Genomic DNA, 11,230 nt, shown 5'->3' with positions numbered 1-11,230 from the left:
CGGTACCCTGAGCGCTATGCGTGCCGTACGCCTTCTGCTTAGCGAGCCGCGCTGAATCATCGCCGGTCCCCTTCCGCGGACCGGCATCGGCGCGGCTCCCCCTCCTGTGCGAGGGGTTTTTTCGTTTCAGGAGCGCTGGGCAGAGACGACCGATGGAGCTTTGAGGACGATGAGCGAGACGACCACCGCCGCCGAGAGCGCGGCCCCCCATCGCTACACGGCGGCCCTGGCCGCCGACATCGAGGCACGCTGGCAGGATTTCTGGGAGAAGCACGGCACCTACGAGGCGCCCAACCCCGGCGACGGCCCGCTGGGCGGTGACGCCGAGCAGGCCGCCAAGCCCAAAAAGTTCATCATGGACATGTTCCCGTACCCCTCGGGTGCGGGGCTGCACGTCGGTCACCCCCTCGGCTACATCGCGACGGATGTCTATGCCCGCTACGCGCGGATGACCGGGCACAATGTGCTGCACACGCTGGGCTTCGACGCCTTCGGACTGCCCGCCGAGCAGTACGCCGTCCAGACGGGCACCCATCCGCGCACCTCGACCGAGGCCAACATCGTCCAGATGACGGCGCAGCTGCGCCGCCTGGGCCTGGGGCACGACAAGCGCAGGTCGTTCGCGACGATCGATCCCTCGTACTACCGCTGGACCCAGTGGATCTTCCTGCAGATCTTCAACTCCTGGTATGACGCCGAGGCGCGCACGGCCCGGCCCATCGAGGATCTGGTCGAGCAGTTCGCCTCCGGCACCCGGGAGACCCCCGAGGGCTGGGGCGCCTGGCAGGAGCTGGGCGAGCGGGAGCGTGCCGACCTGCTGGGGGAGTACCGGCTGGCCTACGCCTCCGACGCACCCGTCAACTGGAGCCCCGGCCTGGGCACCGTGCTGGCCAACGAGGAGGTCACCGCCGACGGCCGCTCCGAGCGCGGCAACTTCCCCGTCTTCAAGGCCGAGCTGCGGCAGTGGAACATGCGGATCACCGCCTACGCCGACCGCCTGCTGGAGGACCTGGAGGACCTGGACTGGCCCGAGGCGATCAAGCTGCAGCAGCGCAACTGGATCGGCCGCAGCGAGGGCGCCCGGATCGGCTTCCCCCTCGGGGGCGCGGCCGTCGACGTCTTCACCACCCGCCAGGACACTCTGTTCGGCGCCACCTACCTGGTGCTGGCCCCCGAGCACCCGCTGGTCGGGACGGTCGTCCCGGAGGCCTGGCCCGAGGGCACCCACCAGGCGTGGACGGGCGGACACACGACGCCTGCCGAGGCCGTGGCCGCCTACCGGGCGCAGGCGGAGGCCAAGTCCGACGTCGAGCGCCAGGCGGAGGCCAAGGACAAGACCGGCGTCTTCACCGGCGCCTACGCCGCCCACCCGGTCACCCGGGAGCCCGTCCCGGTCTTCATCGCCGACTACGTGCTGATGGGATACGGCACCGGCGCCATCATGGCCGTCCCCGCCCACGACCAGCGCGACTTCGAGTTCGCCCGCGCCTTCGAGCTGCCGATGCGCTGCGTCGTCGAACCCACCGACGGCCGCGGAACGGACCCGGCCGACTGGCAGGAGGCGTTCAGCTCCTACGAGGCGGCGCTCGTCAACTCCCGTGCCGAGGGCATCAGCCTGGACGGGCTGGGCGTGGGCGAGGCCAAGGAGCGGATGCGCCGGTGGCTGGAGCAGCACGGTCTGGGCGAGGGCACGGTCAACTACCGGCTGCGCGACTGGCTGTTCAGCAGGCAGCGCTACTGGGGCGAGCCCTTCCCGATCGTCTACGACGAGGACGGCATCGCCCACGGGCTGCCCGAGTCCATGCTGCCGCTGGAGCTGCCGGAGGTCGAGGACTACTCCCCGCGCACCTTCGACCCGGACGACGCCGACACCTCCCCGGAGACCCCGCTGTCCCGGAACGAGGAGTGGACCCACGTCACCCTGGATCTGGGTGACGGCAAGGGGCCGCGCCGCTTCCGGCGGGAGACCAACACCATGCCCAACTGGGCCGGATCCTGCTGGTACGAACTGCGCTACCTGGACCCGCGGAACGACGAGAAGCTGGTCGACCCGCAGATCGAGAACTACTGGATGGGCCCGCGGGAGGGACAGCCCAAGGGCGGCGTCGACCTGTATGTGGGCGGTGCCGAGCACGCCGTGCTGCACCTGCTCTATGCCCGCTTCTGGTCGAAGGTGCTGCACGACCTGGGCCACATCTCCTCCGTCGAACCGTTCCACAAGCTGTACAACCAGGGCATGATCCAGGCGTTCGTCTACCGGGACGCGCGCGGCATCGCCGTCCCCGCGGCGGAGGTGGAGGAGCGCGACGGCGCGTACTACTACCAGGGCGAGAAGGTCAGCCGGCTGCTGGGCAAGATGGGCAAGTCCCTGAAGAACGCCGTCACCCCGGACGAGATCTGCGGCGAGTACGGCGCCGACACCCTGCGGCTGTACGAGATGGCGATGGGTCCGCTGGACGTCTCCCGGCCCTGGGACACCCGCGCGGTCGTCGGCCAGTTCCGGCTGCTGCAGCGGCTGTGGCGCAACGCGGTGGACGAGACGACGGGTGAGCCGACCGTGGTCGACTCCGCACCGGACGAGGCCACCCTGCGGGCCCTGCACAAGGCGATCGACGGCATCGGCCAGGACATGGCCGCACTGCGGTTCAACACCGCGATCGCCAAGCTCACCGAGCTGAACAACCACGTCACGAAGCTGCCCGAGGTCCCGCGCGACGTCGCCGAGACCATGGTGCTGCTGGTCGCCCCGCTGGCTCCGCACATCGCCGAGGAGATGTGGCGTCGGCTGGGCCACGAGGGGTCCGTCGTCCACGAGGGCTTCCCCGTGCCCGACCCGGCGTACCTGGTGGACGAGACCGTGACCTGCGTGGTGCAGGTCAAGGGCAAGGTCAAGGCCCGGCTGGAGGTGGCGCCGTCCGTCTCCGAGTCCGAGCTGGAGGCACTGGCGCTGGCCGAGCCGGTGATCGTGAAGGCGCTGGGCGGGGCCGAGGTCCGCAAGGTGATCGTCCGGGCGCCCAAGCTGGTCAACATCGTCCCGGCGTAGCGGCCGACCGGGCCGGTCGCCCGGCTCTCGGCGCGGCGGCCGGTCACGGGGGATGCACGACCCCTACGGGACGTCATGGGGGCGGATCCGGGTTCCGCGGAACCCGGATCCGCCCCCACCCGTTTACGCTGAACGGAGAAGGGGCGACGGACGACTAAGGAGCGACCTGTGGACGTGGGAGTCGTCATCGGCCTGATGTTCGTGCTCGCCGTTTTCATCTTCGGCACGATCATCACGCTGCGTGTCGTACGAGCCGTCAAGCGCGGGGTGGAGCGCACCGGGGCGCAGGTGCGGCGCACGACGGAGGAGACCCTGCTCAAGGCCCGCTCGGCCCAGCCCGGTCCGGTCGGCCAAGCAGCCCGCATCCGCCTGGAGTTGCGCTCCTCGATCGACAGCACGCGAGCGGCCCTGGAGGCCGACGCGCAGCAGGACCCGGGCCTCGGCGAAGCCGTCCAACTCCTCGACAGTCTGCACGAGCACGCGCGCCACCTGGACCGGGAACTGCGCGTGCTGATGGAGCGCGAGCCCGACCACTCCCGCATCGCCGCCCGGCTGCCGGAGGCGCGTGAACGCATGCGGCACATCAAGGAGTCCGCGGACTCGCTGCGGTTCGCCGCCCAGGACCGGGCGCGCCGGTTCGACGCCGAGGGGTTGGGCGCACTGCGGGACCGGATCGACATCGAGTCCGGTGCGCTGCGTCACTGGACGCCGGGCCCCGCCGGCCCCCCGCCCGAGGCCGCCGCTGCCGACAGCGCCCCCGCCGGGGAGGCCGTGGCCGGCCGCCGCGCCGAACCGTCCGCGCCGGACGCCCACTCGGTCGATCAGGAGCAGCAGGAGAAGCCCGCGCGGCCGACTCAGCCGGAACTCGCACCGTCCGGGCAGGAATCCGGACTCTCGGCCGCCGACCTGACCGGAACGGACCTGGCCGGCTCCGACCCGGTCGGCCGGCCGACCGACCGCAGGGACACGACCGGAGTCTTCGAGAAGCGGCGGCCGCGGAACGCCTCCTGAGGCGTTCCGTTCGCCCGCCCGATACCCTCCGTTCCATGCACGGCCCCCTCGCGATCGTCACGGATTCCACCGCCTACCTGCCGCCGGAGGCGCTGAGCAGGCACGGGATCGAAGCCGTGCCGCTGACCGTCGTCCTCGGCGACCGGGCCCTGGAGGAGGGGACGGAGATCTCCGCGCGGTCACTGGCCACCGCGCTGCGCGAGCGGCGCCCGGTCACCACCTCGCGGCCCAGCCCCGAGATGTTCGCCCGCACCTACCGGGCCGCCGCCGAGGCCGGCGCCGCGGGCATCGTGTCGCTGCACCTGTCCGCCGAGTTCTCGGGAACCCATGACGCCGCGGTGCTGGCCGCCGCGCAGTCACCGGTTCCGGTGCGGGTGGTCGACACCGGAGTCGTGGCCATGGCGCTGGGGTTCTGCGCGCTGGCCGCAGCGGAGGCGGCCGAGGCCGGCGCCTCGCTGGACGAGGCGGTGGCAGCCGCCGAGAAGCGTGCCGAGGGCATCTCGGCGGTCTTCTACGTCGACACCCTGGACTACCTGCGCAGAGGCGGCCGGATCGGCGCGGCCCAGGCGCTGCTCGGTTCCGCGCTCGCCGTCAAGCCGCTGCTGGAGGTCGCGGACGGCCGGATCGGGATGCTGGAGAAGGTGCGGACCGCCTCCAAGGCCATCGCGCGGCTGGAGGAGATCGTCGTGGAGCGCGCCGGGGACGCGCGGGTGGACATCGCCGTGCACCATCTCGCCGCCGCCGAGCGCGCCGAGCAGCTCGCCGAGCGCTTCCGGGCCCGGGTGCCCGGTCTGCGTGAGCTGCATGTGAGCGAGGTCGGCGCGGTCATCGGCGCCCACACGGGTCCGGGGCTGCTGGGAGCCGTGCTTTCCCTCAGGTGAGTGAGCGGGATATCCACAACTCGCGGGTTCTCCACCGGAACCGAGCAAGATCACCGGATGCTGCGGAGGCTCCCTACCGTCGGTGGGCATGAGCGAACGAGCAGCGGGAGCAGCCGCCACCCGGACCCGTCGAGCGGGGCCGCAGGAGCCGTGGGAGACGTCATGGGCAACGCCGGGGGAGGGCGGAAGCGCCTGGAGCCGCCGCGCAGCGCGGGGCGGTGAACGCCCGGACGGTGGAGGCGACGGCGGACCCCGCGGGGAGCGGGAGGGCGCGTCCCCCGACGGGCGGCCCAAGGCCGGACCACCCGGAGAAGAGGAGCAGGTCGGTGGACGGGACGCGCCGCGGGAGCCGTACGCGGCGGGCGCCGCTGCCGAGCCCCGGGGCGCGGACGGTCGCCCGCGCCGCCCGTCGCGGCGCCGACCGCCCCGGGGACCCAGGGCTGCTCCCGGCACCCGCCCGACTCGACGGGGCACGCACCGGCTGCCGCGGCGCGGGGTACTCCCACCGGCCACCGGGCCCCGCGCGGCGGCCCGCGCCCGGGCGCTGCTGACCGAGCAGCCTCCCACCGGCTCCACGCCCGGCCCCCACCCCCGGGGCCGGCCGCCGAGCGGGTGGCACCCCGCCGACCATCCCGGCGCCGCTCTCCCGGACCGCCGCGGACCCGCCAGCGAACCGGCCACGAGCGACGCGTGCATCACCGAAGAGGCCACGCGCAAGCCACGCAGCCGCGAACCGGACATCACCCTCATGCCGCGGGTCGAGGCCGTCGCAGTTGCGCGGTCGGCCGTGCGGCGCAGCAAGGAGCGCAGGCACCGACGCGAAGCGCCGAGAGGCCCGGCCGGTCCGCAGAGTCCGCCGGCGCCGCAGCCCGGATCCGCACCGGGCGAGCGCGTCGGGCGCCGCGGCAACCCCCGCACCGAGCGGCGGGACCTGCCGGTGGCGGATCCGCCGGCCCCGCCCCCGGCCCCGGTCACGTCCTCGGGCCCGGCCCCGCCTCCCGACCCGGTCCCGGACCCCGCTGCGGCCCTGCCCGCGCGGGAACGCTGGGGTCTCGCGCTGGCCGACCGGATGCCGGTCTGGCTGCGGGTGCGCTGCGGTATGGAGCCCAAGACGCTGGTCGCGCTCTGTCTGGTGCTGCTCGTCGGACTCGGCTTCGCGGTCCACCACTTCTGGACAGGCCGGCCGCAGAGCGTCCCCGTTCCCGGCGTGTCCGGCCCGTTCGCGCCCGGTGGGGCCTCCGCACATCCCGGGAAGAGCGCCGAGTCCTCGACGGCTCCGGTCGCCGACGGTGCGGCCCCGAGCGGACAGCGGCTGGTGGTCGACGTGTCCGGGAAGGTGCGCGAGCCCGGGCTGCAGCGACTGCCCGCCGGCTCGCGCGTGGCCGACGCGATCGAAGCCGCCGGGGGGCTCCGCAAAGGGGCGGAGACCGAGGGTCTGAACCAGGCCCGGCTGCTGGTCGACGGTGAGCAGATCGTCGTGGGCGAGCCGGGCCGGTCCCGGACCGCCGGGGGCGCCGTCCCGGGCGGCGGTGCCCCGGGAGCCGGAAGCGCGGGCGGCCCCTCGGCCGGCAAGGTCAGCCTCAACTCGGCCACCCGGGAGCAGTTGGAGACGTTGCCGGGAGTCGGGCCGGTCCTGGCACAGCACATCGTGGACTACCGCACGCAGCACGGCGGGTTCCGCTCGGTCGATCAGCTCAAGGAGGTCAACGGCATCGGGGAGAAGCGGTTCGCGGACCTCCAGCCGCAGGTGACGCCGTGAGCCGTCGCAGTACGCGCGCCGGATCCCCGGGCGGTCCGCCACCCGGTGCCCCGCGGCCCGGACCCCGCAGCGCCGCCGACGAGGCACCCGCGCCGGATCGTCCGGCTGCCGGTCGGCCGGTGCGGGACCGGGAGGAGCCCCCGGACCTGCGACTGGTGCTGCCGGCCGGCGCGGCGTGGGCGGCCGCTGCCCTGGCTCTGGGCGCCCCGGCCGGGCAGGCGGTACTCGGCGTCGTCCTCTGCGCTGTCGCCGGGCTGGCCCTGCTGGCCGGAGCCCTCCGGCGTCGTGGCCCCGCGGCCCCGTCGCGCACCGGGTCGCGCGGCTCCGGCGAGTGCGGGCCGCGCAGGGCGCGGAACGCTGCCGGACACTCCCCCGGACGGAAGGATTCGGCGGGCCCGGCGCTTTCCGTGAGCGCTGCCGTGGCCCTGCTGTGCGCCGCGGCGGCGGGCGGAACGGCGGCTCTGCACGCGGCCGATCTGCACCGGGGCCCCTTACCCGGGCTCGCCGCCGACCACGCGCGGGCGACGGTCGAAGTCACCGTCACCGAGGACCCGCACCCCACGCGGCCCAGGACGCTCGGTGCGCGGCAGCTCGCCGGGAGAGTGGTGGTCCGCGCCGACGCGGTCGCGCTGGTGGGCGCGTCCGGCAGCCGGACCCGCCTGCGGACGCCGGTGCTGCTGCTGGTCAGCCCCGAGCGGGCCGGCGGCCGGGCCGACCGGAAGCGGTCCGGGGCCGCAGGCGCCCGGGACGCGGACAGCGCGGCGCGCGGCGCGTGGCTGCGGCTGCTCCCCTCCACCCGGCTGCGAGTCGAGGCCGATCTGATGCCCCCCGCGCCGGGCGGCCGGGGCGGTCAGGACATCGCGGCGGTGCTGCGGGTGCCCTCCGGTCCGCCGCGGATCGTGGCGGGGCCCACCGCGGTCCAACGGGCAGCGGGCGAGCTGCGCGCCGGACTCCGGGAGGCGAGCGACGGGCTGGAAGCGGACGCGCGGGGGCTGCTGCCCGGGCTGGTGGTCGGAGACACCTCCCGGCTGAACCGGGAGCTGGCGGACGCCTTCCGGGCGGTCGACATGACGCACCTGCTCGCGGTGAGCGGAAGCAATCTCGCGATCATGCTGACTCTTCTCATCGGTCCGCCCGGTCTCGCCCATCGGGCGGAGCGACGGGGCCTCGCGCCCCGGCTCGGCCTTCCGCTGCGGGCCACCGCCGTGGCGGCCGCGCTGCTGACGCTGGGTTTCGTCGTGGTGTGCAGACCGGACCCGAGCGTGCTGCGGGCGGCGGCCTGCGGGCTGATCACGGTCTGGGCCATCGGCACCGGGCGGCGGCGCTCGCTGCTGCCCGCGCTGGCAGCGGCCGTGCTGCTGCTGGTGTGCTACGACCCGTGGCTGGCACGCGACTTCGGGTTCCTGCTCTCCGTGCTGGCCACGGCGTCCCTGCTGACGGTGGCACCGCGCTGGTCGGAAGCGCTGCGGCGGCGCGGCTGGCCCGGCCGGGCGGCGGAGGCACTGGCGGCCGCTGCCGCGGCGCAGGCCGCCTGTGCGCCCGTGGTGGTGGTGCTGGCGGCGCATGTGAGCCTGCTCGCGGTGCCCTGCAACCTGCTGGCGGAGTTCGCGGTCGCACCGGCCACCGTGCTGGGATTCGCCGCGCTCGCGGCGGCCCCGGTGGCGATGCCCGCGGCGGAAGGGCTCGCCTGGCTGGCGGGATGGCCGGTGCGGGCCGTCGCCGGTGTCGCGCGCACGGGCGCCGGTCTGCCGGGCGCGGAGATCGGCTGGCCGGGCGGCTGGACGGGCGCGCTGGGGCTGGCGGCCCTGCTGGCCGGGGCACTGGCGGTGCTGCGCGGGTTCGCCGCGTGCCGCCCCTGGCTGGGGGCCGCCTGCGCGCTGGGCGTGCTGGTGGCCGTGCTGCGCCCGGTTCCGCTGGTGCGGCCGTTCACCGGGTGGCCTCCGACGGGCTGGCGAGTGGTGGCCTGCGACGTCGGGCAGGGGGACGCGCTGGTGCTCGCGCTGGACGGGGAGCGGGGCGGTGCGGGTGGGGCGGTCGTGGTGGACGCGGGACCCGAACCCGACGCTGTCGACCGGTGCTTGCGTGATCTCGGGGTGCGCAGCGTTCCGCTGGTCGTCCTGACCCACTTCCACGCCGACCATGTGGCCGGGCTCCCCGGGGTGCTGCGCGGGCGGAGCGTCGGGGAGATCCGCACGACGGCGCTGGCGGAGCCGCCCGGCCAGGCGGCGTTCGTGAGAGGCACGGCCCGCGCAGCGGGAGTGCCGGTACACCTCTCGCATGCGGGCGAGCGGCAGCGTGCCGGAGACCTGCGGTGGGAGGTGCTGTGGCCCCCGCCGGGCCCCGCGGAGGACCGTGCTGCCGGAAGCGGGGGCGGATCCGACGGCGACGGAGCCAACGACGCCAGCGTCACCCTGCTCGTCCGCACCGCGGGCCTCCGCCTCTTCCTCCCCGGCGACCTCGAACCCGAGGCGCAGCAGGCGCTGCTGGCCGCCCGGCCCGACCTGCCGCGGGTGGACGTGCTGAAGGTCGCGCACCACGGTTCGCGCTTCCAGGCCCCTGCGCTGCTGCGGCGGCTCCGGCCCCGGGTGGCGCTGGTCTCGGCGGGCCGGGAGAACCCGTACGGGCACCCCGCGCCCGAGACGCTGGACGCGCTGGCCGCGGCGGGCGCTCTCGTGGCGCGGACGGACCGGCACGGGGCGCTGGCGCTGACCCGGCGCCCGGACGGCACCCCCGCCGTGGTGACCCGGCGCGGCACTCCCGGCGCCGCCGATGCCCCCACGGGGCCTGCTGCGGGCCCGGCCCCCGGCGGGCAGGTCAGTCGCGCTCCAACCAGCCCTCGTGCGCTGCGGCGACCGCCTCCAGCAGGGCGGGGTCGCAGGCGGCGGGCGGATCTTCGAGCACCACCAGCCACTGGGCGTCCTCGGCGTCGTCCTCTCCGGCGAGGGCGTCACGGACGAGTTCGGGCTCCTCGGCGAGTCCGAGGCGCTCCTCCAGCGTCGCGGCGACCTCCTCGGCCGCCTCCCGGTCGGGCAGCACCAGCACATGCCGTACGTCGTTCACCGGGGCATTCTCTCAACCGCGCCCCGGGTCCGTATCCGGCCCCGCCCGGCGGCAGCCGACCGCGGGCCAGGCCCCGCCGCCCCTCCGCGCTCCGACGGTTCCCGGCCCGCCGGAGTCCCGGAGGCGTGCGCACCGGGTCGGGGGAGTGGGCCGGCGGGGGCTCTTCGGGGCCCGTCGTGTCGGTGCGGCGTGGGATGCTGTTCGCGATGGCTGGTACGCGCAAGAAGACCTCGGACGATCCGCTCGCTCCCGTGACCCTGGCGGTGGGGCAGGAAGAGCTGCTCATCGAGCGTGCCGTGCGGGCGGTGATCGATGCCGCACGCGCCGCGGACGCCGACACGGACGTGCGGGACCTGGCGCCCGGCGAACTCCAGCCCGGCACGCTGGCCGAGCTGACCAGTCCTTCGCTCTTCGCCGAGCGGAAGGTCGTCGTGGTGCGCGCTGCGCAGGATCTCGCGGCGGAGACGGTCAAGGACGTGAAGGCGTATCTGACGGCGCCGGTGGAGGAGATCACCCTGGTGCTGGTGCACCCGGGGGGTGCCAAGGGCAAGGGGCTGCTGGACGCGGCGCGGAAGGTGGGTGCGCGCGAGGTCGAGTGCCCGAAGATGACCAAGCCTGCGGACCGGCTCGCGTTCGTCCGGGGCGAGTTCCGGGCCCTGGGGCGGTCGGCGACGTCCGAGGCGTGCCAGGCGCTGGTGGACGCCATCGGCAGCGATCTGCGCGAGCTGGCCTCGGCCTGCCGGCAGCTGACCGCCGATGTCGAGGGCACCGTCGACGAGGCCGTGGTGGGCCGTTATTACACCGGCCGGGCCGAGGCGTCCAGCTTCACCGTCGCCGACCGGGCGGTCGAGGGTAAGGCCGCCGAGGCACTGGAGACGTTGCGCTGGGCGGTCTCCACGGGGGTGGCACCGGTGCTGATCACCAGCGCGCTGGCGCAGGGGGTGCGGGCCATCGGCAAGCTGGCCGGGGCCCCGCGGGGGGCGCGGCCGGGCGATCTCGCGCGAGAGCTGGGGATGCCCCCGTGGAAGATCGACCGGGTGCGTCAGCAGACGCGCGGCTGGACGCCGGACGGGGTGGCGGCCGCGCTGCGGGCCGTCGCCGCCGCTGATGCGGCCGTCAAAGGCGGCGGGATGGATCCGGAGTACGCGCTGGAGAAGGCCGTCGTCACCATCGCGAGCGCTGCTCGCTCCCGCTGACCGCACCCGCCGTCGCCGTTCCGAGAGCTTCGGTTCGCAGCCCCCGGCCTCGTGGGCCGGCCGGTCCGCCCGCCGGTCCCTCCGGTATGCGCCGCTCCACCGCCGGAGGACGGCGCCGACGGCATGACGAAGACCCCGCCCGAGCCCTGGGGAGGGGCTGGGGCGGGGCCTTCGCTGTCTGTCCGGTGCGCCGCACCCGCGTGGCGAACGCAGGCCGCGTGCGGCGCCCTGTCTCAAGCGGTTGCTCGGGCGTACGGCGGATGAGAGAGGGCCCGCCACA

6 protein-coding genes and 1 pseudogene are annotated in these 11,230 nt (G+C 75.0%); 6 read left to right on the top strand and 1 reads right to left on the bottom strand.

Translation table 11 applies throughout. The annotated features are described in order from the left end of the window. Window positions 1-169 precede the first annotated feature (169 nt). The 5 genes and pseudogenes from leuS to P2424_RS09510 all read left to right on the top strand — a co-directional run. A complete protein-coding gene (gene leuS, locus P2424_RS09530) occupies window positions 170-3,043 on the top strand; it encodes a leucine--tRNA ligase (RefSeq protein ID WP_276475345.1) in 2,874 nt (957 codons plus the stop codon). 168 nt (window positions 3,044-3,211) lie between these two features. Further along, a complete protein-coding gene (locus P2424_RS09525; protein ID WP_276475344.1) occupies window positions 3,212-4,054 on the top strand; it encodes a hypothetical protein in 843 nt (280 codons plus the stop codon). Window positions 4,055-4,089: 35 nt separating this feature from the next. Next, window positions 4,090-4,935 (top strand): DegV family protein, encoded by an 846-nt coding sequence (locus P2424_RS09520; protein ID WP_276475343.1) that lies wholly within the window; start codon window positions 4,090-4,092, stop codon window positions 4,933-4,935. Between the two features lie 937 nt (window positions 4,936-5,872). Next, the gene (locus P2424_RS09515; protein ID WP_346660074.1) at window positions 5,873-6,694 is read left to right on the top strand and encodes a ComEA family DNA-binding protein; all 822 of its coding nucleotides are present in this window, start codon (window positions 5,873-5,875) and stop codon (window positions 6,692-6,694) included. 119 nt (window positions 6,695-6,813) lie between these two features. Beyond that, a pseudogene (locus P2424_RS09510) lies at window positions 6,814-9,405 on the top strand (ComEC/Rec2 family competence protein); the annotation flags it as partial. Window positions 9,406-9,508: 103 nt separating this feature from the next. Here the strand turns inward: P2424_RS09510 and P2424_RS09505 are convergent. Further along, window positions 9,509-9,754 carry a hypothetical protein gene (locus P2424_RS09505; protein WP_276478897.1) on the bottom strand — a complete coding sequence of 82 codons (246 nt, stop codon included), beginning with the start codon at window positions 9,752-9,754 and terminating at the stop codon, window positions 9,509-9,511. 194 nt (window positions 9,755-9,948) lie between these two features. Here P2424_RS09505 and holA point away from each other — a divergent pair, with 194 nt between their 5' ends. Then, complete coding sequence (holA, locus tag P2424_RS09500) at window positions 9,949-10,950, top strand: DNA polymerase III subunit delta (protein WP_346660125.1); 1,002 nt, start codon at window positions 9,949-9,951, stop codon at window positions 10,948-10,950. The last annotated feature ends 280 nt before the right edge of the window (window positions 10,951-11,230 follow it).

Origin of the sequence: Streptomyces sp. WMMB303 (genome assembly GCF_029351045.1) — a bacterium.
Classification (GTDB): domain Bacteria; phylum Actinomycetota; class Actinomycetes; order Streptomycetales; family Streptomycetaceae; genus Streptomyces.
Note: the sequence above shows the minus strand (reverse complement) of the source record. Positions and strands in the feature narration are given on the sequence as shown.